Raw genomic sequence first — 26,311 nt, 5'->3', positions numbered from 1 at the left:
GCAGCCGAGTTGATACGCCACTATCTATTGCTAACAGTGGCGCAGTCGGTTCACTTTAACCCAACGATGCCTTCATTTATAGTACGAACGTTCGTTTTTATCCAATTGAGATTCGCTCCAACCGTGTCATCGCCTCCAACATTGGTAGACCTTTCATGCTATTGCACACTGACTCAGCAAACATTGCTGAAATTTTGCGCCATATTCTTTTTGGTTTTAATAAGTGCTTTTTTTATCTAGCAAGAATGTGACATAGGTCTTCATTGCATGCACCTTCCGGCATATGATGCCAAGCAATCGCTAATCCTTGAATACATTTAACGGGGTTAGAGCTTCACGTCATTATAATTCTCTAGATTGGAACGCCGACTATGACAGTTATCCTTTTAAATCTGATCGCTTTTACGCTGTTGCTGGCGGTGCTTGTCAAATTGCACAAGCAACAAAAATCCTTATCCACACGTGTGTTTACAGGCCTAGGCTTGGGAGTTGCTTTCGGTGCGGCGCTGCAAGCGTTATACGGTGCTGACGGCGCGATCACGCGCGAAACCATCAACTATATCAATATCGTCGGCTCAGGCTACGTCAGCCTGCTCAAGATGATCATCATGCCGTTAATTACGGTGTCGATTATTGGCGCGATTTTGAAAGTGAAAGACTCAGGCTCACTGGGCAAAATTTCCAGCTTGAATATCGGTATTTTGCTGGCCACCACCGCCGCGTCTGCGCTCATTGGTGTACTCGTCAGCAACCTGTTTGGGTTGTCTGCGCAAGATATCGTACAAGGTGCGCGAGAGATGGCGCGTGGTGCCGCCTTGGAGCAGCGCTTGGGCTCGGTCGAAGACTTATCATTGGCCGATATGGTTATCTCTTTCTTCCCACAAAACCCATTTGCAGATTTAGCCGGTAGCCGTCCAACCTCGACTATCGCTGTGGTGATTTTCTCTGCGCTCGTAGGCATCGCTGGTGTCACATTGTCGCGCACTCAACCTGAACTTGGCGAGCGTTTTCAGCGCTTTATGGATGTGGCTCAAGAATTAGTGCGTACGCTGGTTAGAATGATCATCGGCCTCACTCCCTACGGTATTTTGGCTTTGATGAGCAAAGTGGTAGCTGGCTCAAACGTAAGTGAAATTCTTGAACTTGCCAACTTTGTTGCCGCCTCTTATGTAGGCTTAGGTGCCATCCTAGTCATGCACTTGGTATTGATTGGCCTTGTCGGTATGAGCCCAATTCAATATCTGAAAAAAGTGCTCCCTGTGCTGACGTTTGCCTTTACGTCTCGCTCAAGTGCGGCCACGATTCCGCTCAATATCGATTCGCAAATGAAGAACTTGGGTAACGATCCGGCCAGCGCCAATTTCTCAGCGTCATTCGGTGCCACCATGGGTCAAAATGGCTGTGCCGGCTTGTATCCAGCTATGCTGGCGGTCATGATTGCGCCTACCATTGGCATTAATCCACTCGATCCGGGCTTTATCGCCACCTTGGTTGCGATTGTCACTGTCAGTTCATTCGGTATTGCCGGTGTGGGCGGCGGCGCGACCTTTGCGGCACTGATTGTACTCTCGGCACTAGATATGCCAGTCGCGCTAGCGGGTCTGTTGATTTCTATCGAACCATTAATCGATATGGGTCGTACCGCTGTGAACGTGAGCGGCTCAATGACGGCCGGTACCCTCACCTCTCGATTGACCGGTGGCCAAGATAAGACCATCTTCGATCACCATGAAGTGGTGAAGCAAGACACGGCAAATGCCTAATTATTGAAAACAATAAACGTTACCCATGCCACGCCCATGCGTGGCATTTTTGTGTTCGTACTGAGCCTACATAAAGCAACGTCATGCGATGACCTAATCCCTTACAACTTGTAAGAAATTATTTCAGCGATTACACTCTGCGGCACTGTAACTGCAGGGATCCCCTGCCAACCGTGAGATAATCAATGAGTATTGAACAAACGCTTCAGGCGCGCAGTGGCGGCCAATGTGAACTCTGCACCAGCCCAGACAACTTATCTGTGTATGAAGTCCCGTACTCGCCCGACACCACAGCGAACAGTTGCGTATTGGTTTGCAGCACGTGTCACGACCAACTTCAACACCCAGACAATATGGATGTGAACCACTGGCGCTGCCTGAACGATAGTATGTGGAGCCAAGAGCCTGCGGTACAGGTAGTTGCCTACCGCCAGCTCTCTCGTCTTTCTAGCGAAAGTTGGGCGCAAGATAATCTTGATATGATGTATATGGAAGACGATGTCCGTAAGTGGGCAGAAACCGGTCAAGATATCGAAGAAGTCAAAGTATTGGACGCTAACGGCGTGGCACTGCAAAAAGGCGACGACGTGACCGTGATTAAAGATTTGCCCGTTAAAGGCTCAAGCCAAGTGATCAAACAAGGCACGGTGATACGCGGCATTAACTTGACCGACGACCCTACCCACGTGCAAGGAAAAGTAAACGGCCAAACCCTGTTTGTGATTGCGGAGTTCTGTCGCCGTAAATGAGCCTCAAAGCAATTGATGGGTCATCTTAGCCCACAAGCGGCGTCCTGGCGGCGCCGCGTTAATCACGCTTCCGCACAGTTTACACTGTAAAACGTTACGCCTTCCTCACCGTGAAACCAAATAGATTGATCATTGGCAATCCTTCGCCTATTTTCAAACCATGGCACTCGCCACCTTCCTCTTTTGACTGACAGCCGCAGCAGTAGGCGTAGAAACCGCCTCTCAATTACGCAAATGACGCATGCTGCCCATGTGACATGTCGATGAAATTCAAGGTTTCTATTTCTTCAAACCCATGAGTGCGGAGCAAGCGTTGGATAGGTTTGCTCGCCAATAAGTAATAAAAAAGGGGCGAATGGGCGAGAAAGCATTCCCGAACAGATAAAACCCGATAACTCCCTCTTTTTAGAGGGAGCCTACATTGGAGACGTTCTTTAAAAGGCTGCCGTATCAATTCCCCCACCTTTATGCAAACGTGAAGCAATTTATATTCGCTATCCCTATTTCCAATCGCGCTCTAGCTTCCCGTCTTTGAAACGGTACATCGAAAAACCGAATTGTAGCTCATTGCCATTACCATCTTTAACAATACCGGTATCTTTGCCTAGACTATGACCCATTAAGTCAACCATTAGTAATGCATTATCAATAAACCACCATAAACCAAAGCCACCCAACGTGCAGGCTTTCAGTAACCCAGAACCAGGTTTACCTAGATAGAATCTATCTGCGCCGACAAACCCTAAAAACATGCCTAGAATTAGTGCAATTATTCTATTTTTGGGTTTAAAACTCTTCAAGTCTTTCTCTGGTGCAGGTGCTGTATCTGTCATGTCCCTTCCTTATTTACACAGTAAAAATTCGACTGAGTGTGAATACCAGAAAAGTTAAGTCAGCCTCAACTTTTTGTTCGCTTTTTTAGACATTGACCCCATAACTCTCGTGTCGCAAGTTCCTAGGAGTTATTTAGCGATGTTGACCGGAAAGATATAACCTACGCCCCCTCTCTACGCCCCTCAAACAAATTGGCAAAATGTGAACTAATGCTTTTTAGCGTCTGTTTAACTTATAAGAATTGAGAACTTGCCCCTAGTTACTCGTGATTGCTCATTAAAAAATATGCGACAGATCATGCGGGGAATAAAAGAGTCTTGCGAGTTTTATTTCCTCCCTAAGACCACTTAGTTAAGGAGGATGTGCCCTTTTCTTAATTAAGTAACACTAGTGTCACTTATCGTCCCTGTCGGCGCGCTACCGGTTGTGCCATCACTCTTCGCACGACGCCATTGTCTCGCCACTCGACGACTCAGAGTATTTCTTTGTGCGGTTTTCTTTGTGCGGATAGTGATTATGAAAAAGTTGCGTACCCTTTCTATAAGTCAACGGATAAGCTTAGCTGCCTCGTCCATCGTACTGATCGGTCTTGGAGCAGTGAGTGCCGTTTCCTTGTCAACGCTGAATAGCAGTCAGTCAGCAATGTCATCCCAGGTCACTGAAAACGTAAAGCGTGATCAGGTGATTAAGATGCAAAATCGCGCGACAGCGATTAGCGAGGAGATCCATGCGTATATTGCCTCTCCCCTCGATACGGTGCGGACTATCGCCCAGATTTATACCTCCGAAGCGGAAAAGAATAAGTCAGCACGGATCCTCGACCGAGATGATATACCTCGGATCATGTATTCGATTTTGAAACGCCAACCTGAATGGCACAACATCTACACCGAGTGGCAAAAAAACGTGTTAGGCGCCGATGCTTTTTACTACGGCGACCCAACAAGCGCTGCTGATGGACGCTATGTGCCGTCTGTGTCGGTAGATGAGAGCGGGGAAATGCGCCTTACCGCCGCGCAAAATTTCTCTGAAACTAACCCTTGGTATCAATGCCCGGTGAGCACACAAAAAGATTGTATCACCGACCCGAGAACCGCTGAGATTAATGGCAAAACCCAAACGGTGTTTGATGTGACAACCCCCGTTTTCCGTTTCGATAAAACCGTTGCCATGGTGGGGAGTACACTGACTACAGCACAAATCCAGTCCATTCTGGCTAAACGTGCTGATAGTAACGCTAAGCTGTTTGTTGTCAGTCAAAATGGCCGAATCGTTGCTAGCACCGATCAACAAGTCCAGCATGGTGCCGCGGTCTCCAAACTATCCTCTCCCGCGTATCACTCTCTTGCCAAGCTTCAAAAGCAAAGCCATAAAAGCCAATTCAAACAAACCGATTCGCACTTTTATGTGTCGCAACCGATCGAATTTGGCAATATGTCTCAGACGTGGTCAGTGATGATTGTGACCCCCAAGCAGGCCGCGATGGCCCCCGTCACACAGCTGAATCAAATGATGACAGACGCCGAAAGCGATATTCAAAACACCATATATTGGGTGAGTGGCGTCGTCCTTTTGCTGGCCTTTGTGATCATTCAAATCGTTATCAAACGTCAATTAGCACCGTTGAGTAGCGTCGAGCAATCGATTCAAGCGATAGCCCAAGGTGGTGGCGATTTAACGCAGCGCTTGTCGGTTAATGGTAAGACAGAGATTGATCGTATTAAACACTCAGTCAATCACATGTTGGATGCGCTGCAATCGATGGTGGGACAAATTCAACAAGCAGGTGGACGTTTGTCCGACACATCAACGACCGCCAATAACGCCATCACCGATGCTCACCAAGCCCTGTCTGATAATACCGAGACATTACACCAAGCCGCGACGGCAATGGAGCAACTGACCGCGACCTCAAAAGATGTGGCAACCAACTCTGAAGCCTCAAAAGAGAAAAATACCGCAGTGGTTTCATCGCTGAATCAATGCATGGAGAATGTGGCTAACAATGTGGCACGTAACCAAACCGCCAACACAGATCTGCAAAAAGCCAACAGTTTTGTCAGCGAAGTCAAAGCCAGTGGTAGCGATATTGCCTCTCTACTCGACGACATTCGCGGCATTTCAGATCAAACCAACTTGCTAGCGCTCAATGCCGCGATTGAGTCGGCACGCGCCGGTGAAGCTGGCCGAGGGTTTGCGGTCGTCGCTGACGAGGTGCGCGCCTTGGCCCAGCACTCACAAAAATCTGTCGACCAAATCGTATCGACGCTTGAAACCTTCAACCAACTCCTTACCGATATTGAAGCCGTCATCCAACAAGGTGAGCGTGGTGCGGCGGAGGGTTATCACGCGAGTGTTTCCGTGCAGGAAACCTTAACCGAGATTGTTGATTTGGTGCAGCAGCTAGGCGATATCAATTACCAAACCGCAGGCGCGGCGGAAGAGCAAAGTGCCGTCTCTCAGCAGGTGGCTGAAAACATCCAGGCACTGTCACAACGCATAGAACAAACCTTGTCACTCAGTGAGCAAGCGCAAGGCGCAAACCAAACCCTCAACCACGAGGCCAAAACGATTCGCCAACTGGTCGATACGTTTACGGTCTAGTTTCCAGCCTTACCTCTCATACTAAAAAAGGGCAACCAACGTTGCCCTTTTGAGGTTATGTCTTGTTGAAGACGCGATGTAAAACGTAGCTTAAATGGTGAGATTACTTCTTGTCTAATTGTGCTTTCATCGCGTCACGAAAGACTTGGTCAGCGTCAGTAATACCCAATTGCTCCGCATCACGCAGCAATCCCATTGCTTTGTCGACATCGTTGTCTGCAATGGCGGCCCGAATAGCCTGATGATAAAAACTAACGCTTTCTTGTTGCGGACGTTCAGTGGCGGAGAGCGCTGGCAGGACGATAGACTGAGCATTGTTACGTGCGCCCAATGCGGTTGCTTCAATCGAAAACGTGCCAGTCAACGCGCGCGACACTTGAATATCACCTACCTCCGGAAAGTAATTCCCTCTCCCCTCTGCGTCCAATTTCGCTGGGTGGCTAACCGCCACCGTTTCATTAAGTTTATCTTTATCGGTAAAAATAACCAAATAGAGCGAACTGTCGCCAATTTGTGGATGGACTTTAATATTCCCTTGCAAACGGTTTCCATCGGCTAGACGGGGCTTTAGATAGACTAACCCATCATCATCAAGCTCAGCACGAATATCGCCAGACTGGTTAATGACTTTAGCACTTGGGACAAAAACACTGTCGTTGACTTCTGCCTCAATATTGATAGCTAGTCCATTTTTTACCATTGGTAAGTCGAAAATGACGCCAGGGCTATCAATGCTATAGATATCGAGGACTTGTGTTTGTGTGGTGACCGCTACTTTGATCTCTTTATCCATCTCTAGCGGTAGTTGTTTCGCTTTCTCAATCTGTGTCACTGCCTCTCCCGTAGGTGCAATCTGATATTGGTTATCCACGATCGTCGAGCACCCACTAAGTAATAATAGCCCAGAAATAAATAACACTTTCTTATTCATATAAAATACCTAAAAAAATAGCCGACAATTGTCGGCTATGAAAAAAGACAGTTTAAAAAAGGCTTACCACCAAGCTTCAACCTGTACGCCAGCTACAAGTTCATTATCTTCACCCGTTCCAAAAGCGTCATCGTTTTCAAGGTCAGAGATATACGAACCATATACACGGATTTCAGGACGTGCCCAGAAGCTGTCACCCATTGCCCATGCTTGTGCAATGGTCAATTTAGAGTTACCAAAGTCTTCGACCGCGTTACCGTCATCATTGATTTTCTCACCCGCATTATAGCCAGCTTCGAATACAGTACGCATGGTATTATTCCATTTGTACATTGGACGGACGACAACAGAGAATTGGTCAATATCTAGGTTCTCACCGGTATAATTACCACCTTTATCTTTACCGCCGATATCATTACCTTTGAGAAGTGCGAATTGATGGCCCATTTCCCAAGACTCACCTAGGTTCATGACCCCCCAGTTAATCAAACGGTAACCTGTCGCCTCGTTTTGCGCGCCAGAACGATCGTAATAAGTCCCAGCCCCCCAAAAGTTAGCCGCTTGAGCGCCATAGCCATTGGTACCGTACTGGAGGATAGTTTGGTTGAAGCCATTATCCATGCCCTGGTGGACAATACCAGTGACCAACAGACCATCATCTGCTTGGAGATATTGATCGCTTTTTTCAACGCCAAAGTTATAGGCTGCCGCCAGTTCTAACTTAGCATCTGACCATAAATCGATATCGGCTAGGCGGATATCGGCAATATAGCCATTAACATCTTCTGATGTTGTAGTTGTATGAGGCTCGCTTTTATACGCACCTGGTTGAATCTTAGCAGCTTCCGTTACACTCTTTGTACATTCAGCGCTGTCACCACAATCATCTAAATGATCTTCTAGTGACTGATCTGTACCATCAAAATCAAAGCTATTAGCCTGGTCAAGAACAAGCTTCTGACCCTCAGATTTCAGTTTCTGGGAACCGTTATCTTGAATCAGTGCTAAAGACAATTTCTGGTCGCCAACGGATAGATTCTCAATACCACCACCGGTACCTGATGTATTCAAGAAGTAGAAATCAGTGATGTGGATATCTTTACGTTGATAGTAAGTTTTACCCGCCCAAAGTGTTGCATCTTTGTCGGCCAACACGCCTTTTGCTTTTACGGCAAACTGAGCGACATTAAAGTCACCATCTTCCCAGCCACTTTCACCAGGCGCGCCCGACGCAATCATTGACTCAACTCGCCAAGTTTGTTCACCGGTTTTTAGCTCTTCCGAAAATCCAAACTCAGAGTAGTTGTCATCTTCGTTACCGAGGCGGCCAATACCTTTTTTGTTAATAGCCAAGTCACCGCTACCGGAGGCACTAATTCCAGTCCCTGCTCGCATGTAGCCATTAAAGTCGACAGCGAATGCTGAGGTGGCAGTGACAGCAGCTGCGACAGCCGCCGCAATTAAACTTACTTTTCTCATACCTTACTCCATAATGTGCCTTTTATACATGTCTCTTCACACCGGCAGTGGGTAGTGGAAAAAGACAGTGTGTCCAAGGCTTAGCTTTCTTCGTTATCCTGGAAATATCCTATCCCTGCACACTAAAGTGCGCGTCATCCAGGGATGTGGTTGAAGGGGGAGGAGGAGTAAGGAGGAGCTAAGGCGGATTATCCTAACTTGTCGACATCGATCACTGAACCAAGGCGTAATTGGTAACTGGGTTTCTTGTTTATCCCCTACAAAACGTCAAATAGATCACTATTAATAATTTTATTCATAGAGATATGAAACTTTATTACATGAGGGGCAATGATCATAAATGTGACGTCAGATTGAATTATTTATAGGTAACCGCTCTAATAGCGACTCGTCTCATTTAACGGTGTTAGTTATGTCGGTTTGTTTCCCATCTCCTTATGTATTAGGGGCGCAATTACACCCATCAGGCTGTCGGTTTACACTGTATGTCCCAGACCAGGACTGCGTACATTTACTATTGTGGCATCAAGAGCACCAACCTAAGCGGATCGCTATGCACGAATATAAGCGTGGCTACTGGACACAAGATGTTACTGATGTCGTTGCAGGGCAAGAATACAGCTTTGAGGTCTCACATGATGGTCAAATCTGGTGTGTGGCTGACCCTTATGCTCAGGCCATTACCGGCCCTTTAACCTATCAGCCTCCCTATACATCATCGCAAAGCACACAGGTTGCGCGCTGCCAAGTCGTCGATCATGAGCTATTTGATTGGCAAGGCGTGTCATCGCCCCAACGCTCAATGTGCGACACCGTTATTTTCGAAACTCATGTTAAAGGGCTAACTCAACAGCACCCAGATGTCGCGCCAACACAGCAAGGACGTTATTTAGGCTTGGTGTCACCAGCGATGTTGGCGTTCTATCAACAACATCAGATTAATTGCCTGCAACTGCTGCCGATTACCTGTTGCTTACCGGAGCCGCATTTACTCAGCCAACAAAAAACCAACTACTGGGGCTACAACCCATACGTTTGGATGGCTCCGGATCCGCGCTACGCGGAAAAAAATGCGATTAACGAGCTGAAAACGGCAATACGCGAACTACACCGCCACGACATCGAAGTCATTTTAGACGTGGTGTTTAATCACACGGCGGAAGGCGGAGAAGGTGGGCCGATTCTTCATTATAAAGCGCTTGATCATGCCATGTACTTACATGATGGCCAACGGCTGCGCAACCATACCGGCTGTGGCAATACCATTGATATACGCCATCCTGCTGCCCTGAAGCAGGTGCTCGACACCTTACGGATGTGGGTCAGCGACTATCACGTGGATGGGTTTCGGTTCGATCTCGCCGCCACCTTAGGGCGAGACGGCGATACCTTTGATCCCCACAATGCCTTTTTCCATGCCATCGCCCAAGATCCGATCCTTTCTAAGGTCAAATTAATTGCGGAACCATGGGATATAGGCCCCGATGGGTATCAGCTAGGACAATTTCCGATTAACTGGGCCGAATGTAACGATAAAATCCGCGACATCACGCGCAGTTTATGGCGAGGAGAGCCAGGTATGCTACAGGATTTCGCCACGCGGTTGATGGGGTCACGCGACTTTTTCAGCGCAGCGTATTGGCCGGATCACCTGCCCATCAACTACATCACCTACCATGATGGCTTTACCCTGCAGGATGTGGTCAGTTATGCCAAGCGGCATAATCACGCCAATGGCGAGAACAACCGAGATGGCCATGGCGATAATCGCTCCGCCAACTATGGTGTTGAAGGATCCACAAACAATACTGATATTATTGAGATAAGAACTCGGCAAAAAAGGAATATGATGGCGAGCACCCTCTTCTCTCTGGGGACGCCGCACATTCTAATGGCCGATGTTTTAGGGCACTCGCAACAGGGAAACAACAATGCCTATTGCCAAGACAACCCCATCAGTTGGTTAAACTGGCAAACGCAGGATCATGTTTGGTCAAACTGGCTTTCCACCATGATTGCACGTCGCAATGCTATCATACCGCGCTTTATTGATGCGTTGAGTGGCACACAGCGCCATCGCAATCAGATTGAGTGGCGACATCCGAATGGCGATCCTATTCACGATCATCAATGGCCAAGCCTGCAAGCACTCAGCTGTCAGATCACACTCGGTGCGCATCATTCTGACGCGGGTCAATCGCTGCTAATTGCCATTAACAGCGGCGACACCGCGCACAATCTACGGCTTCCACCAAATCATCAGTGGCGTATTGTCTGTGACAGCGCAACCAATGAAACGACTATCACCACACCCGAACCATCCCTGATATTGGCAGGCAAGCACTTTGTAGTCTGCATTGACGGTGACTGGCTGTAGCCCAATATTACCCACATCAAAAAGGCAGCTAATGTTAGCTGCCTTTACTTTCGTGCTCTTGCTTCGCCTGAGGGCGTAACGCCTTAGCCTTTCACACCACCAGCCGTCAAACCACCCACTAACCAACGTTGGGCGAGTAAGAAAACACCTGTGATCGGTACCGCTGAAAGCACGGCTGCCGCCGCGAAGTCGCCCCACAGATAGTTCTGCGGATACAAGTACTGCTGCATGCCGACCGCCAAGGTATACGAATCAACATCCGACAACAGAATCGAAGCAACTGGCACCTCACCTACCGCCATGATAAACGACAGAATAAAAACCACAGCCAAGATAGGCACGGAGAGCGGAAGCAGCACCAGCCTAAACGCCTGCCATGGGGTGGCGCCATCCAGTGCTGCGGCTTCTTCCAATGAACCATCAATGCTCTCGAAGTAACCTTTAATGGTCCAAACGTGTAATGCAATCCCGCCCAAGTAGGCAAAGATCAAGCCACCGTGCGTGTTGAGCCCCAAGAACGGAATGTACTGCCCCAACTTATCAAACAAGGCGTAGATAGCCACCAATGCCAACACCGCCGGGAACATCTGGAAGATCATCATCGCGTTCAAGATGGTTTGCTTGCCTTTAAATCGCATACGCGCAAAAGCGTACGCCGAGGTGGTTGAGAGCACCACGATAAACAGCGAGGTGATCCCGGCCACTTTTACCGAATTCCACAGCCATAATAGAACGGGAAACGGCGGTGGCGTGACCGAGCCATCCGGATTAGTCACCGGGAAGCCCAATGCTAATTTCCAATGTTCAAGTGATGGATTTTTTGGGATCAAACTCCCGGTAGCGAAATTCCCTTCACGGAATGAAATCGCAATAATCATTAACAGCGGGAATAGGATCAGCGCCAAAAATAAGCACAAGCCAATATGGGTTGCCCAGACGCGATATTTTAAGGATTTACCTTGTACCATTGCCATATTTACGTCCCTCAGTGCTCGTTTTTCTGCGTCATGCGGAGGTTGATTAACGCCAGTGCGCCGACAATCAAGAAAATCAGTGTGGCGATGGCACTTGCCAAGCCAAAGTCTTGACCACCACTGCCTTCAAAGGCGATGCGATAGGTGTAGCTGACCAGCAAGTCGGTATAACCGGCCGGCTCAGTGGTGCCAATGCGGTTTGGCCCACCTTCTGTTAACAGCATAATCATCACAAAGTTATTGAAGTTAAAAGCAAAAGCGGCAATCAGCAACGGTGTTAATGGTTTAATCATCATCGGCAGCGTAATACGGGTGAAGTTCTGAATGAAATTCGCGCCGTCAATCGCGGATGCTTCGTAGAGATCATCGGGGATCGCTTTAAGCAAGCCCATACAAAGGATCATCATATAAGGGAAACCAAGCCAGGTATTGACAGTTAGCACCATGCTCCGCGCCAAGAACGGGTCAGAGAACCAATTCGGACTGATGCCAAACAGGGCTTCCAATACCATGTTGATTTCACCAAAGCTTTGGTTAAACAAACCGCGGAAAATCAGAATCGAAATAAAGGCTGGCACCGCATAAGGCAGGATCAATAATAAACGGTAGATCGATTTGCCTTTCAGCTCTTCCCACTGCACCAAGCTCGCCAATATCAAACCGATAAAGAGGGTAAACACCACGGTGAGTACAGAAAAAACAATCGTCCAAATAAAGATGCCAATAAAGGGCTCTTTAATCCCCTCATCTGTCCAGACACGCTCAAAGTTATCGGTGCCAATTTGCACCACATAACCGGGCGACACCGTGTCGTCAACAAACTCACCCGAAGCATTAACCGGTTGGTAATACCCTACCTCATCATTGGGTTTGAGTGTCTCATCCGTCTTATTATTGATCAGCGTGCGACCATCCTCTTGCAAACTATACAAAGGCTGAATGGCGGCGAACTTACGTAACCCACTCATACGAATGGTTTGATCATCTGACAATTGCAAATCTAGATTACCGAGCGCCTCTCGATTTTGAATCACATCGCGAAGTGACGCTTTTTGTCCCTCAACACTGTCAATTGGGCTAAGTGACAAGTTTTCATCGGCCAGTGTTGCAAATTCAAATGGCTTGGTGGCAAAACGTGTGTTTTCGCCTTCCACCACAATACGAACGCCTTGATCCGTTTGATATAACGAGAAAGGATAACTGTCGCCACTTTGAAAGGTTCGCTCGAGTAATACGGACTGGGCACGCTCGAAAGAGAGTTGATTTTTGGCGCTATAGTTGGTGAATGACAGCCCAACGGTATAAACCAACGGAAAAATAATGAAGAGGATCATCCCCGCGATACCTGGATAGATATAGCGATGGGCGTATGTTTTTTTACTGCCAAAAATGTACAGCGCTAGTGCGGTTAATACCACAGTTAACAGGGCAAAGGCAGTTTCACCACGCGAATACATCAAGACGGTGGCATAGCCATTGATGATGGCCACAGTAGCCAGTAACGCCCATTTTATGAACGCTTTTGTGCTGCTGGGCAAAGAAGAGCCTGACGTTGTCATAGCTTGGGAACCTTGGACTGACTGCATAAGGAACGCTACTCACATAGTTTTAAAAAATGCAGGGAGGCAAGCCCCCCTGCAGATAGAGCTTATTTGACCATTTGCGTTTCCGCATCGTCGAGCGCTTCCTCGACGCTTTGACGGCCATCGACCACATTGATGATGGCGTTTTTGGCAGCCGCCCAGAACCCATTCATTTGTGGAATGTTCGGCATCACCTCGCCATGTTTGGCGTTTTCCATGGTCGCAGCAATACGGCTATCTTGAGCCAGCTCTGCTTGATACGCATTCAGCGCCACCGCACCTAGGGGCTTATCAGCATTGACCGTTGAAAGGCCTTCTTTCGTCAGCAGGTAGTTTTCAAGGAACTCAACCGCTAGTGCTTTATTTGGCGATGCGGTGCTAATACCGGCACTAAGCACACCAACAAAAGGCTTGGACGCTTCACCTTGGAAGGTAGGTAAGGTGGTGACACCATAATTGATACCTGACTTTTCGATGTTGCCCCACGACCATGGGCCGTTAATGGTCATCGCTGTGTCACCTTGGTTAAAAGAAGACTCAGAAACCGAGTAGTCCATATCTGATGAAATCACGCCATCTTTGACCATCTGCTTCATGAAATGTAGCGCGTCATGCACACCTTGGTTATTGATACCCGCGTCTTTAACATCATAGCCGTTTGCCGTTTGCTTAAACGCGTAGCCGCCATCAGCCGCCATTAATGGCCATGTAAAGTAGGGTTCTTTTAAGTTCCACATGATGGCTGACTTACCCTGCTCTTTGAGCTTGGCATCCATCTCAACTACGTCTTGCCACGTTTCTGGCGGGTTTGGCACCAAATCTTTGTTGTAGATAAGGGAAAGCGATTCTACTGCCACTGGGTAGCCAACATATTTACCTTTGTATTTCACCGCATCCCAAGCAAAGTCGACCATGCCTTCTTTAAGACGGTCTGAAGGGCGAATTTCTGCCAACAGGCCTGACTCTGCGTAGCCGCCAAAACGGTCATGCGCCCAAAAAACAATATCTGGACCATCGCCCGTTGACGCCGTTTGCGGGAATTTGTCCTGCAAACCATCAGGGTGAACAACGGTCACAGGAATCCCCGTGTCTTGCTCAAAGCGGTCACCCACTTCTGCTAGGCCGTTATAGCCTTTATCACCGTTAATCCAAATCGTCAGTTGGCCTTCTTCGATATTGGCGTGTGCGCCAAATGAACCCAGTGCAATGAGGGTACCGAGAGCAACAGCGCTAAGTGATTTTTTCATCTTTCTATCCTTCTTCTACTGAGGTGTAGCACGATTCCATGGAGGATGAGCTGTATTTCACGGTCTATCATGGGTAATTCCCGCGCATTCCTCATCATCCTGGCTTCTACGCCCTACGCCTGTGCGAGCGAATTCGTGATCCATATCGCTCGTCGCTAATGATGCGGCTCACAAAAATAAACGGTACGTGATCAACTTCAACTAATTTGCTAATCATTTTGTGATGTACGCCCTCAAACTAAATTAGGGAGGAGATCATCCTCCTCCCCGCCTACTCCCCCTGCAATAATTTCACTCGGGAGGATGTACCGCTTGCGCAGATACGCGACACTGCTGTCATCAAAAAAGCATCGGGTGGAACCTATCCAATGTGCTTAATCAATGACCAAACAGCGTTCAACAAAAAAGATAACGCTCAAAAATGGCCGATATTGAATAACACAACCACCTATAATGCGTATTGAGCCGAATTAATGAAAAGCGATTGAGGGCGAGCGACATGGCAAGTGTCACGTTTAAAAACGTTTGTAAAGCGTATGACAACGATGTAATGATTTCAAAAAACGTTGACCTAGAGATTAAAGACGGCGAATTTGTTGTTTTTGTCGGTCCATCTGGTTGCGGTAAATCCACTTTATTACGCTGCGTTGCCGGATTAGAAGATATTACATCGGGCGATCTTTATATTGATGAGCAACGCGTCAATGAAATAGAGCCTTCTAAACGCGGCGTGGGAATGGTGTTTCAATCTTACGCGTTGTATCCCCACCTAAATCTTTATGACAACATGTCTTTTGGCCTAAAACTGGCCAAAACGAACAAAGCGGAAGTCGATAAGCGCGTCCATCAAGCGGCGGAGATCTTACAACTCGGCCACTTACTCGACAGACAACCCAAGTCTTTGTCCGGGGGACAACGTCAGCGTGTCGCGATTGGCCGCACCCTGGTGTCTCAACCTCGTGTCTTCCTCCTCGATGAGCCACTTTCCAACCTCGATGCTGGCCTACGCGTACAGATGCGCGCACAAATTACCAAATTACAACGTCAGCTTGGCTGTACCATGATTTATGTGACCCACGATCAGATCGAAGCCATGACCATGGCAGATAAAATCGTGGTACTAGATGAAGGCCGTGTGGCGCAGGTTGGCAAACCGCTAGAGCTTTATCATTACCCTCAAAACCGCTTTGTCGCGTCGTTTATCGGCTCACCCAAAATGAACTTTATGAGTGTCTTTATTGAGGATGTTGAGCCAAACCGTGTCAAAGTGCAGCTCAGTGAAGGCGCCAGTTTTTGGATGCCGGTCGATGGCAAAACCGTCACGCGCGGCGATCGTATGTCTCTCGGCATTCGTCCTGAGCATTTGGTGGCCGCCAAAGACGGTGATGCGCAGATTGAAGGGGAAGCGACCATTGTCGAGAAGCTAGGCAACGAGACGCAAATTTATCTCAACCTTGAAAGTGCAGACGCAGACGTGATCTATCGCCAACTCGATACCGTTGAGATTGAGCCCGGCGAGAAGTACGCTATTGGTATTCCAGCCCATCGCTGCCATTTGTTCCACAGTGACGGTCGAGCGTGTAAACGCCTGCATCGTGAAAATGGCGTCACCTTCGTTGATGAAGAAGACGCAGCCTAATATCACCTTGTAAGAGACTGCGACTAGGCCGCATTCGCGGCCTTTTTTATGGTACCGATTCAGACAGAAAAAACGCCAAGGATTAACTTGGCGCAATCTTCATTTTGTCGCCCAAAGGGCTCAGTACCTTCACCCTTGCCAGCAATAAAACACAGTGGCTAATGGGGGGAGATTCAATGTTAGCGATTGGGGTTGATCGTGCGCCGCGCTTTTATCGGTGCTAAGCGTTGCGTAAACGGGATACCCACTGCCCCAAAACGCCTCATCATCCGAGTTTAATACCAATTGGTAGTCGCCACTCATCGGCACACCCAGCTGAAAACCATCCCGGGGGACAGGGGTGAAGTTACTCACCACCAGCACCCGCGAGCCGTCATCGCCAAGCCGCTCATGGGCTATCACGCTAATATCTGCAGCGTCTTTTAACCGCCACTCAAATCCTGCCGGATCGCAGTCGAGGCGATGCAGCGCCGGCGTTGAGACATACAGGTGGTTCAGCGCTTTCACCCATGTTTGGATACCTTGATGGCGACCGTATTGCAGCAAATGCCATTCAAGCTGGCTGTCATGGTTCCACTCTGCAGTCTGACCCATCTCCGTGCCCATAAAATTGAGTTTTTTCCCCGGCTGGCCATACATGTAGCCCAAATAGGCACGTAAGTTCGCCGTTTGCTGCCACTCGTCACCGGGCATTTTACCGATCAACGAACCTTTTCCATACACCACTTCATCGTGAGACAGAGGCAGTACATAGTTCTCGCCAAACGCATAAACCAATGGAAATGTTAGCGTGTCGTGGTGATAGCATCGATACACCGGCTCTTCACGGATATAACGTAAACTGTCATTCATCCAACCCATGTTCCATTTAAACCCGAAACCCAGGCCACCCGCATAAATTGGCGAAGAGACCCCGGGAAACGTGGTCGATTCTTCGGCAATCGTCATCGCATTGGGAAAATAGTGATAAACCGACTCGTTCATCCATTTTAACGTGGCAATGGCGTCGTAGTTCTCATTGCCGCCATCCACGTTGGGGACCCATTGATCCTGCTCACGCGAGTAATCGAGATAAAGCATCGACGCGACGGCATCGACACGCAAACCATCAATGTGAAACTGATCGAGCCAATACAGTGCATTATTCACCAAAAAGCGGCGCACATGCTCTTTACCCATATCGTAAAGATGACAATGCCAGTCGTTGTGCCAGCCACGTCGTGGATCGGGGTCATGATATAAGGGCGTACCATCGAAATAGGCCAAACCATGATCATCGGTAGGGAAATGTCCCGGCACCCAGTCGAGAATGACGCCAATGCCCGCTTGGTGGCAACAATCCACCAAGTACTTAAAATCATCCGGCGAGCCATAGCGGCTAGTCGGCGCGAAAAGCCCCACTGGCTGATAGCCCCAAGAACCATAAAAAGGATGCTCACTGACTGGCATCAGCTCTACATGGGTATAACCCATTTCCACCAAGTAAGGGACTAAACGGTGAGCAAGCTCACGATAGCCCAGACACTGACCCGATGCATCTCGCTGCCACGAACCAAGGTGAAGCTCATAAAAAGAGAGCGCTTGCGTATGTTTTTCAGTCACGGGGCGGTCTTGCCACTGCTGATCGTGCCATTGATAAGCATGTTGATCATAGGTCAGAGAAGCAAATGACGGGTATTGTTCAGCATACACACCATAAGGATCGGCCTTGTGCGGTAAACATTGTCCATCGGGACCCGTTAACGCATATTTGTAGCGTTGATTAAGGCCAAGATGAGCGACAAACCCCACCCAAAATCCACCTTCGATGGCAATAAGGCTTCCAGCCTCTGCCTGCCATTGGTTCCAATCACCGATCACACTCACTGATTGTGCATGAGGCGCAAAGAGCACAAACCGTACACCCTCGACCGGTTTGCCCGCGACGGGTAACGTCACCGGATGCGCGCCCATTTGCTGATGTGCAACTCTCGGGTTATATAAAGCAGCCATATCAATTGCAAAATGATCAGGCTGAATAGACTGGGGCAGTATTGAAATGGAAGAATCTGGCATCAGCGACTCCTTATATAAAAAAACGCTCCATCCTATGCGTGTTGGCTGGCACTGAGGATAGAGCGTTAGAGCATGGTATGGTGGTTACGACGTTTGCCGACTCGCTTGCATGCGCACCCGAGATAAGTCTCTGGCAAGTTGATTCAACTCTTCACGGCTAAAGAGCGTTTCCAAACTGGCCGAAAGCTTACGCCGCCAGTTGGGATATTCGTCTACCGTACCAGGGATATTGACGGGCTTGTCCATATCCAACCAGTCTTCCAACTGGACGCTTAATAGTGCTGACTTGCCAGCGGCAACATGCAATTGCAACGCGCGGCACAAGTGACCATCCATCGGCACATAACGCGCATCGCCCCCAACCCCATCTGGTAGCATGCCATGCCAGCGCACACTGTCTAAAATGCCCTGCTTGGCTTTCAAACGATCATCAAACAATTGTTGAAGTTGTGCTTCATCTGGGTATAGGCCGAGCTCTTGACCCAGTTTTAAATCGTCGCAATGCCAAAAGCCACGAATGGTTGGCATATCATGGGTGGAAAGCGTCGCCATCGCCTGCTCGGTATAGTGCGCCGGAGAAATAAAGCCCCCGTCCTCTTCTGAGGTTTCAAAGAAGAATACCTTGTAGGAATGCACGCCCGCATCCGCAAGTAACGCACCAATTTCATCGGGTACCGTCCCCAAGTCCTCGCCAATCACACTGCATTGATGACGGTGCGACTCAAGCGCTAAAATCGCGAGCATGTCTTTAACGGGATAGTACAAGTAAGCGCCCTCGGTGGCATTTTTCCCCTTAGGGATCCACCATAAGCGCAGCAAGCCCAGTACATGATCGATACGTAAAGCCCCACAATGACGCATATTGGCCCGCAACAACTCGATGTAGGCATGATAGCCAGTGTGTTTCAGTGCTTGCGGATCAAATGGCGGTAAGCCCCAGTTTTGCCCCCGAGGTCCTAACACATCCGGCGGCGCACCGATACTGGCATCCAGTACTAAGGGCGAGTTGTCCGACCAGGTTTCGCTTCCCGCGTCTGACACCCCAACAGCGAGATCACGGTACAAGCCCAGCGACATCCCCTGCTCTTCAGCAATGGCTTGTACCTCTTCCATTTGACCTTCGGCAATCCACTGTAAATACATGTACAGTTGAATGTCGTCACTGTGCTGCTCGATAAATGCTTGCGTCGCTGCATTTTCATAGCGACGATATTTTTCAGGGAATACGGGCCAGCCCCACGCATGAGGGTCTTCCGCGCGTAAATGTTGATGCAAGGCATCAAAGGTGGCTTGCTGTTTTAAGCTCTCTCCGCCTTTTTCAATAAAGTCTAAAAACGCACGGCCACGTCGAGTCTGTTGCAGCAGCTCGCGTTGCTTAAACTCTTGAAACAACAAAGGCAATACGGCCATTTTTAGGGCGGCGACTTCGCTATAATCGACCCAGTGAGTGTCGCGCACTGCTTGCAGGCGGCGCTGGAACTCGGCACTGCCCACGAGTTGCTGCGCACGGGCGCTCAAACAAAACTCACGAACGTTGCTCACATCAATGTACAAAAGATTAAGCCAGCGGCGTGATGAGGGACTATAAGGGCTCGCGGCTTCTGGATTAGCAGGGAACAACGCATGAATGGGGTTAAGGCCAACAAAGTCCGCGCCACGCGAGGCGAGCTCACTGACCAATTGTTTCAAGTCACCAAAATCACCAATCCCCCAGTTGTGAGGGGTACGCAGTGTGTAGAGCTGAATACTCGGGCCCCACATTTTTTTGTGTTGATCCAGTTCAGGTTGTTTATAGCATTGAGTAGGCGCCATGATGAGCGTCATTTGGTACGGTGATTGACGCCGTTTACGTATCACAGAAAGGCGATGATAGCCCCACGGTAGGGAGCAAGGCAGGCTAAACACTAATGGGCCGCCATTACTGCGCTCATCGCGAACGATTTGTGACTGTAAGTAACCCTCAAAGCACTCGCCCTGTTCGGTTTCCAGCCGCCAACTAAAGTCACTTTCTCGCGCACTGGTCCCTAAATGAAGCGCAATTTCGACTGGCTCATTCTCCTGTACCACTTGCACGGGCGCGAGCACATCCGCTTTATGTTTCTTCGCCGCCGATGCCAATAGCGCCTCGTCATTTCGTGTGTCATAGCCAAGTGACGTTAGTAAGTCATGTAAGGTACTGTCCGGCACGGCCGCTTCTGAGCCCCATGCACTGATATAGCGATCAGCGAGGTTGGCCATTTGTGCGACTGTCTTCAATGCAGATTCTTTCATCGCTTTCTCCGAGGGGTCTGCCCCCTTCTTTTATTGGGCAATATTGTTGTCATTATTGTTAGATGGCAAGGCTCATTCCCTGCCATCTATGAGGTTGTTAACCCATTATTTTGCAATTAGCGCTTAATCGCTTCTAACTGCCAAATGTTATTAACGTAATCACGAATTGAGCGGTCTGAGCTAAATTTGCCCACTAACGCGGTATTCAAAATCGCTTTGCGTGCCCACTGAGACGCGTCACGGTAATCACGGTCAATGTCATTGTGTGCGCGCACGTAATCGGCAAAGTCAGCCAAACACAGGTACGGGTCGCCGCTACCCATGACACTGTCAAAGACAGGACGCAACGCCCCAGGCTGACCTGGCGTAAACGTCTCATCCAACAGACTGTCCAAGGCGGCCTTCAATAGAGGCTGTCTATGATAGACCGCTTCAGGCTGATAGCCTTTTTTGCGCAACGCCGTGACGCCATCGACATCAAGACCAAAGATATAGATGTTGTCGTCACCCACTTCTTCACGGATTTCCACGTTCGCGCCATCCATGGTGCCAATGGTGAGCGCGCCGTTGAGTGCCATTTTCATGTTCCCCGTGCCAGACGCTTCTTTACCGGCCATAGAAATCTGCTCAGACACATCGGCAGCAGGAATAATGATTTCCGCCATACTGACACGATAATCAGGAATAAATACCACTTTGAGCTTGTCACCGACTCGTGGGTCATTATTAATGGTTTCAGCCACCTTATTAATCGCATAGATGATCGATTTTGCTAATTCATAGCCAGGTGCCGCTTTCGCAGCAAAAAAGACCACACGCGGCGCCATATCGAAATTCGGCTCATTGATGAGGCGCTGGTACAGTGAAATGACGTGTAATAGATTAAGGTGCTGGCGCTTATATTCATGCAGACGCTTAATTTGTACATCAAAAATCGCATCGGTATTTAGGGTGATATCGAGGTGCTCTTTGACCCATCCCGCCAAACGCTGCTTGTTGCGCTTTTTGACATCCATAAATGTCTTTTGAAAAGCAGTGTCATCCGCATATTGTGCTATCTGCTCGAGTTGCTCCAATTGCGCTGGCCACTGCTCACCGATTTTTTCACTGATCAAGTTGGACAAATCAGGATTACAGAACTTCAACCAACGACGCGGTGTGATGCCATTGGTCACATTTTGAATACGCCCTGGGTATAGCGCGTCAAATTCTGGGAATAAATCACGCTTAACCAACTGAGAATGCAAGGCGGCAACGCCATTCACCGCATAAGAGCCAACCACACATAAATTAGCCATGCGCACCATGCGCTCACCTTTGTCGTCAATCACAGACAACACCTGCTTTTTGGCCACATCGCCGGGCCACTTCGCTTCTACCTCTTGCATGAAGCGATGGTTGATCTCAAAAATGATCTCCATATGACGCGGCAGCAAACTGGCAATCAACGCCTCACTCCAGGTTTCCAGCGCTTCGGGCAGTAAGGTGTGGTTGGTGTAAGCAAAGGTACGACTGGCGATGGACCAAGCCTCATCCCAGCCCAGACGATAATCATCCAGCAATACGCGCATCAGCTCAGGAATAGCGATGGTGGGGTGAGTATCGTTCAACTGAATGGTTTCGTAGTCTGGTAATGCGGCCAATGCATGCCCTGCCTCTAGATGACGACGGAGAATGTCTGCTACAGAAGCTGCACTGTGGAAATACTGCTGCATTAAGCGCAATGTTTTACCCGCATCGTGGTTATCGTTGGGGTACAAGACTTTGGTCAAATTCCCTGCAGCGATGGCGGATTGCTGAGCCTGGGTATAGTCACCGTCATTAAAGGCATCAAGGGCAAACGGCGTTAACGCCCGTCCTTCCCACAGGCGCAATGGGTACACAGTATTGCTTTGATAACCCACAATCGGCAGATCCCAGGGCATGGCCTGAATTTTCATGCCCGGCACCCACTGACGGTACGTGTGCCCTGAGTCCTCAATCACCTCTACATGGCCATAAAAACCAATGGTTTGCGCTAAGTCAGGACGTACCACTTCCCACGGGTAACCTTCAGGCTCACGCCACGCATCCGGTGCTTCTTGTTGTGCGCCCTCTTTGAATGACTGGCGGAACAAACCATATTCATAGTGCAAGCCATAGCCGACCGCAGGATACTGTTGGGCCGCCAATGAATCCATAAAGCAAGCGGCGAGACGCCCCAAGCCGCCATTGCCCAAAGACGGATCACGCTCTTGTTCAAGTAAATCCGTTAACCCGAGGCCAAGCTCACTCACGGCATCGGCAATCGCATCGTACAAGCCCATGCTAATTAAATTGTTGCCGGTTAACCGACCAATCAAAAACTCGAGGGATAAATAGTTAACACTTTTAGCTTGTTTAATGGCTTGATCGTGTTCGGTGGCTACCAGATCACTCGTGGTATGTTCGGCTAATGCACGGCCCAGTGCGAGGTACCAGTCGCGTAGCTGAGCGGTGTCTGGTGCGTGACCTAGCTGGGTTAGGTGTTGAACCATACTGATTTTAAACGCACTTTTATCAAACGCATGTTGCTGTTTTGGTGTCATGTCGTCGCTCTCGATAATGGAATGAAACCTTGATGGTTATTCATCCTGCCCAACCCGAGCACGGCAAACATCCTCCCACGTCATTCTCATCAAAGGAGGAGACCACAGGGCGTAGAGAGCCAGGTCACATAGCAATAGTGAGCCGCCTCTCATCAAATCCATGAGCAGCCCTTTATCGAGTGACCTAAGTCACGCTATGAAACAAAAAAGGGGCTACGTCCACGGTGAAAAACATCGCTTTCCTTTTGTGATTTTTGTGCGCTAACGCAAATTAAGCCCTAATAAACCGAGATGGATGTGTATCTCAATCATTAAAAAGGCCACCAATATCACGTTTAAGTGATATAAATCACAATTAAAAGGCGTAGCTGCACTAAATTGGGGCATCCGTTAAGAGATCAGGGATAGATCATAGTTTGTGCGTTTGAAGTTACATACACTGCAATCAGGACAGAGGTGCGCACCAAAAAGGTCGCACCGCATTTGCAGTGAAGGACAGTGTCTTATGTGGATCCCATCAAAGCTGACTCGGCCTGGACGGCTTTATAACGCGATATTACGCCCGCGTGTGCTCGATATTTTACAACAAGCCCCTCACTATAAGCTGGTGCTGTTTCGCTCTCCGGCCGGATATGGCAAAACCACCATGGCTGCACAATGGCTCGCGGATCAATCCAATGTCGGCTGGTTTAGCATTGATGATAGTGACAACGACAGCTTTCGCTTCATTAACTACTTACTGCAAGCGCTGCACCACGCTACCCAAGAGGGCTGCGCCAACACGATAAAGCTGGCGGAAAAACGCCAATTCTCATCACTTCGTGCGCTCTTGTCTGATGTCTTTGCTGAACTGGCAGGGTTTCATGCCACTAGCTATTTGGTGTTGGATGACTATCAGCTCATTGATAACGAGGAGATTCATGAGGCGATGCGCTTTTTCATTAAGCACATGCCAGATAATCTCACTTTGGTGGTCACCTCACGCGCCAACCCTCCACTGGGCACCGCGAATTTACGCGTACGCGACTTGATGATTGAGATCGGCAACGAGCTTCTCGCGTTCGATAACGAAGAAACGACGCGCTTTTTTAATCAACGTGTCGACGATGGCGTGGATGAATCCACGGCGAACGCATTATGCAACTACGTTGAAGGTTGGCCGTCAGCCTTGCAGCTCATTGCGATTCAAGCGCAGCACCAAAAGCGCACCCTGATGCAAAGCGCCGCGTCTTACGCTGGTTTTAACCATGCCCACCTTTGGGACTATTTGGCCGAAGAAGTGTTTGATTTGCTTGATGCTGAGACACGACAATTTCTCATGAAAGTCTCCGTACTAGAGATGTTTAATGACGAGTTGGTTTTCGCACTCACTGAACGCGAAGATGCATTGAATATGCTCGAGTCACTGAATCGTTATGGCTTGTTTATTTATCCACTTGAGGGAGATAACAACTGGTTCCGATTCCACCATCTATTCGCGGAGTTTTTGGCTCATGAGCGCCAAGCACGGATCCCTCACCAACAACAACCCTTGCATAGACAAGCCGCACTGGCATGGTTGAAGTTACAATCTCCCCATCAAGCGTTGCGTCATGCACGCTACGCCAAAGACGATGCATTGTTGGCCGATATACTCAATCAGCACGGCTGGCGTATGTTTAATCGTGGTGAATTGTCGACACTAGAAGCCGCGATTATCAAACTCAGTGACGAGCTTTTATACCAATACCCAAATTTAAGCCTGCTACGCGCTTGGTTAGCGCAAAGTCAGCACAGGTATCATGAAGTTGGCGAACTTTTAGCCAGTGCAGAAAAAGCCTATCAAACCCGACAAATCCCACTTGATATCGATTACCAAGGCAATGCCAATGCGTTGCTCGCCCAAGTGGCCATTAACGCGAATAATCCTGAGCAGGCGATGCAGCTGGCAGAAAAAGCGCTCGAGCAACTCGATAGCGCCAATTACCGCGGTCGCATTGTCGCTACCTCGGTTGTGGGAGAAGTGAATCATGTGCTCGGTGAGCTGGATCGCGCCTTATCCATGATGCAACAAACCGAGAAATTAGCGCGGCAACATCAAGTTTACCATCAAGCACTTTGGGCGATTTTACAACAAAGTGAGATCTTACTTGCGCAAGGCTATGTGCAAGCCGCGTTTGAGTTGCTCGACAGCGCCGATCAGCTCATTGAGGATCAACAACTGCATCAAGTCCCTCTCCACGAGTTTGCCTTACGTCTACGTGCCCAAATCTTATGGTGTTGGAACCGGCTTGATGAAGCCGAAGCTTGCGCCTACAAAGGACTGCAGGTTTTAGAAAATCAGCCACCGAGCAAGCATTTGCATAGTTACTCCATGCTCGCACGCGTGGCCGTTAGCCGCGGTGAGTTAGATAAAGCGGCCAAAAGCATTGAGCACATAGAGCACCTTCTTCGAGAATCAGTTTATCATGTTGATTGGACCGCTAACGCGTCACTCTCGCTATTGCTCTATTGGCACGCCAAAAACGAACTGACCAATATGGATGAGTGGTTACATCAAGCCGTTCGCCCCGCGACCGCCTGCAACCACTTTAGCCAGCTTCAGTGGCGAAACATTGCCCGTGCGCATCTGCATTTGGGTCAGTATGACCAAGCACGTCAAGCGATTGATTTTCTGCGCCGCGAAGCGAACAGAGCCAATTTGGTGACCGATAAAAACCGCAATTTGATTGTTGAAGCCGTCCTTGCCAGCAAAGAACAAGAGACAGAATACGCCAAAAGCCTCTTGCAAGATGCGCTGATCCTCACCAATCAAACCGGCATGATGGGTAACTTTTTGATTGAGGGCGAGGCGCTCTCCCCGCTCCTGCATGCGTTAATTGAACAACACGCACTCGGCGCCCTCGAACGCCACCGCGCGCAACAACTCCTCAAGGAAATTGCGAGCCATCAACGCTCTCGTTCAACGCACTTTGATGAAGCCTTTGTCGAAAAGTTGGTCAACCACCCTAACGTGCCAGAGCTCGTGCGAACCAGCTCATTGACACAACGCGAGTGGCAAGTGCTCGGCTTAATTTATTCAGGCTTCAGTAACGAGCAAATCGCCCATGAATTGGATGTCGCGGGAACAACGATCAAAACCCATATTCGTAATTTATATCAAAAGCTCAATATCGCTAACCGCAAAGAAGCGGTCGTCACCGCCGAAAACCTTTTACAACTTATGGGGAATTAGTCAACCCTGTCTACGCCCTCAGGC

The 26,311-nt window shown here is 48.9% G+C and carries 15 protein-coding genes; 6 read left to right on the top strand and 9 right to left on the bottom strand.

The genetic code is table 11. The features are described 5' to 3' along the window. Nucleotides 1-371: 371 nt before the first annotated feature. Nucleotides 372-1,763: an L-cystine transporter gene (locus tag EHW56_RS03380; protein WP_152793972.1), complete on the top strand. Its 1,392-nt coding sequence runs from the start codon at nt 372-374 to the stop codon at nt 1,761-1,763. Nucleotides 1,764-1,948: 185 nt separating this feature from the next. Then, nucleotides 1,949-2,512, top strand: coding sequence for a PhnA domain-containing protein (locus tag EHW56_RS03375; RefSeq protein ID WP_077667081.1), 564 nt, complete (start codon nt 1,949-1,951; stop codon nt 2,510-2,512). 500 nt (nt 2,513-3,012) lie between these two features. Here the strand turns inward: EHW56_RS03375 and EHW56_RS03370 are convergent, their stop codons facing one another. After that, entirely contained in the window at nt 3,013-3,345 is a 333-nt protein-coding gene (locus EHW56_RS03370) for a TM2 domain-containing protein (protein ID WP_046075895.1), read from the bottom strand. A 517-nt stretch (nt 3,346-3,862) separates the two neighbouring features. On the opposite strand from EHW56_RS03370, the gene EHW56_RS03365 reads away from it, so the two are divergent. Further along, nucleotides 3,863-5,950: a methyl-accepting chemotaxis protein gene (locus EHW56_RS03365; RefSeq protein WP_152798602.1), complete on the top strand. Its 2,088-nt coding sequence runs from the start codon at nt 3,863-3,865 to the stop codon at nt 5,948-5,950. A gap of 103 nt (nt 5,951-6,053) precedes the next feature. On the opposite strand, the gene EHW56_RS03360 is transcribed toward EHW56_RS03365, so the two are convergent. Both EHW56_RS03360 and lamB read right to left on the bottom strand, forming a co-directional pair. Continuing rightward, nucleotides 6,054-6,881: a MalM family protein gene (locus EHW56_RS03360; protein WP_152793968.1), complete on the bottom strand. Its 828-nt coding sequence runs from the start codon at nt 6,879-6,881 to the stop codon at nt 6,054-6,056. Nucleotides 6,882-6,944: 63 nt separating this feature from the next. Further along, a complete protein-coding gene (lamB, locus tag EHW56_RS03355; RefSeq protein WP_152793966.1) occupies nt 6,945-8,360 on the bottom strand; it encodes a maltoporin LamB in 1,416 nt (471 codons plus the stop codon). A 412-nt stretch (nt 8,361-8,772) separates the two neighbouring features. Between lamB and EHW56_RS03350 the strand changes: the two genes are divergently transcribed. After that, nucleotides 8,773-10,737 (top strand): glycogen-debranching protein, encoded by a 1,965-nt coding sequence (locus tag EHW56_RS03350; protein WP_152798600.1) that lies wholly within the window; start codon nt 8,773-8,775, stop codon nt 10,735-10,737. An 83-nt stretch (nt 10,738-10,820) separates the two neighbouring features. On the opposite strand, the gene malG is transcribed toward EHW56_RS03350, so the two are convergent. The 3 genes from malG to malE form a co-directional block, all read right to left on the bottom strand. Beyond that, nucleotides 10,821-11,711: a maltose ABC transporter permease MalG gene (gene malG, locus EHW56_RS03345; protein ID WP_046075898.1), complete on the bottom strand. Its 891-nt coding sequence runs from the start codon at nt 11,709-11,711 to the stop codon at nt 10,821-10,823. 11 nt (nt 11,712-11,722) lie between these two features. Continuing rightward, a complete protein-coding gene (malF, locus tag EHW56_RS03340; protein ID WP_152793962.1) occupies nt 11,723-13,297 on the bottom strand; it encodes a maltose ABC transporter permease MalF in 1,575 nt (524 codons plus the stop codon). Nucleotides 13,298-13,359: 62 nt separating this feature from the next. Next, on the bottom strand, nt 13,360-14,541 hold the full coding sequence (gene malE, locus EHW56_RS03335) for a maltose/maltodextrin ABC transporter substrate-binding protein MalE (protein WP_077579336.1): 1,182 nt from the start codon (nt 14,539-14,541) through the stop codon (nt 13,360-13,362). 499 nt (nt 14,542-15,040) lie between these two features. Between malE and malK the strand changes: the two genes are divergently transcribed. Continuing rightward, nucleotides 15,041-16,180: a maltose/maltodextrin ABC transporter ATP-binding protein MalK gene (malK, locus tag EHW56_RS03330; protein ID WP_077579335.1), complete on the top strand. Its 1,140-nt coding sequence runs from the start codon at nt 15,041-15,043 to the stop codon at nt 16,178-16,180. Nucleotides 16,181-16,309: 129 nt separating this feature from the next. On the opposite strand, the gene glgB is transcribed toward malK, so the two are convergent. The 3 genes from glgB to EHW56_RS03315 form a co-directional block, all read right to left on the bottom strand. Further along, nucleotides 16,310-18,235 (bottom strand): 1,4-alpha-glucan branching protein GlgB, encoded by a 1,926-nt coding sequence (gene glgB / locus EHW56_RS03325; RefSeq protein WP_152798598.1) that lies wholly within the window; start codon nt 18,233-18,235, stop codon nt 16,310-16,312. An 84-nt stretch (nt 18,236-18,319) separates the two neighbouring features. Beyond that, a complete protein-coding gene (gene malQ, locus EHW56_RS03320) occupies nt 18,320-20,506 on the bottom strand; it encodes a 4-alpha-glucanotransferase (protein WP_152798596.1) in 2,187 nt (728 codons plus the stop codon). 116 nt (nt 20,507-20,622) lie between these two features. Then, on the bottom strand, nt 20,623-23,073 hold the full coding sequence (locus tag EHW56_RS03315) for a glycogen/starch/alpha-glucan phosphorylase (RefSeq protein ID WP_152798594.1): 2,451 nt from the start codon (nt 23,071-23,073) through the stop codon (nt 20,623-20,625). A 505-nt stretch (nt 23,074-23,578) separates the two neighbouring features. Between EHW56_RS03315 and malT the strand changes: the two genes are divergently transcribed. Continuing rightward, nucleotides 23,579-26,287 (top strand): HTH-type transcriptional regulator MalT, encoded by a 2,709-nt coding sequence (gene malT, locus EHW56_RS03310; protein ID WP_152798592.1) that lies wholly within the window; start codon nt 23,579-23,581, stop codon nt 26,285-26,287. Nucleotides 26,288-26,311: the final 24 nt, after the last annotated feature.

This window comes from Salinivibrio sp. VGrn1 (genome assembly GCF_009377995.1).
GTDB classification, from domain to species: Bacteria; Pseudomonadota; Gammaproteobacteria; order Enterobacterales; family Vibrionaceae; genus Salinivibrio; species Salinivibrio siamensis.
The sequence above is the reverse complement of the archived record's forward strand: the minus strand, read 5'-3'. Positions and strand labels throughout refer to the sequence as shown.

Bases quoted from the DNA above. Each gene is read 5' to 3' on its own strand.
- EHW56_RS03375 (WP_077667081.1), top strand. From the start codon at position 1,949: ATGAGTATTGAACAAACGCTTCAGGCGCGCAGTGGCGGCCAATGTGAA.
- EHW56_RS03315 (WP_152798594.1), bottom strand. From the start codon at position 23,073: ATGACACCAAAACAGCAACATGCGTTTGATAAAAGTGCGTTTAAAATC.
- malT (WP_152798592.1), top strand. From the start codon at position 23,579: ATGTGGATCCCATCAAAGCTGACTCGGCCTGGACGGCTTTATAACGCG.
- glgB (WP_152798598.1), bottom strand. From the start codon at position 18,235: ATGCCAGATTCTTCCATTTCAATACTGCCCCAGTCTATTCAGCCTGAT.
- EHW56_RS03350 (WP_152798600.1), top strand. From the start codon at position 8,773: ATGTCGGTTTGTTTCCCATCTCCTTATGTATTAGGGGCGCAATTACAC.
- malE (WP_077579336.1), bottom strand. From the start codon at position 14,541: ATGAAAAAATCACTTAGCGCTGTTGCTCTCGGTACCCTCATTGCACTG.
- EHW56_RS03380 (WP_152793972.1), top strand. From the start codon at position 372: ATGACAGTTATCCTTTTAAATCTGATCGCTTTTACGCTGTTGCTGGCG.
- malF (WP_152793962.1), bottom strand. From the start codon at position 13,297: ATGCAGTCAGTCCAAGGTTCCCAAGCTATGACAACGTCAGGCTCTTCT.
- EHW56_RS03370 (WP_046075895.1), bottom strand. From the start codon at position 3,345: ATGACAGATACAGCACCTGCACCAGAGAAAGACTTGAAGAGTTTTAAA.
- EHW56_RS03360 (WP_152793968.1), bottom strand. From the start codon at position 6,881: ATGAATAAGAAAGTGTTATTTATTTCTGGGCTATTATTACTTAGTGGG.
- malQ (WP_152798596.1), bottom strand. From the start codon at position 20,506: ATGAAAGAATCTGCATTGAAGACAGTCGCACAAATGGCCAACCTCGCT.
- EHW56_RS03365 (WP_152798602.1), top strand. From the start codon at position 3,863: ATGAAAAAGTTGCGTACCCTTTCTATAAGTCAACGGATAAGCTTAGCT.
- malK (WP_077579335.1), top strand. From the start codon at position 15,041: ATGGCAAGTGTCACGTTTAAAAACGTTTGTAAAGCGTATGACAACGAT.
- malG (WP_046075898.1), bottom strand. From the start codon at position 11,711: ATGGCAATGGTACAAGGTAAATCCTTAAAATATCGCGTCTGGGCAACC.
- lamB (WP_152793966.1), bottom strand. From the start codon at position 8,360: ATGAGAAAAGTAAGTTTAATTGCGGCGGCTGTCGCAGCTGCTGTCACT.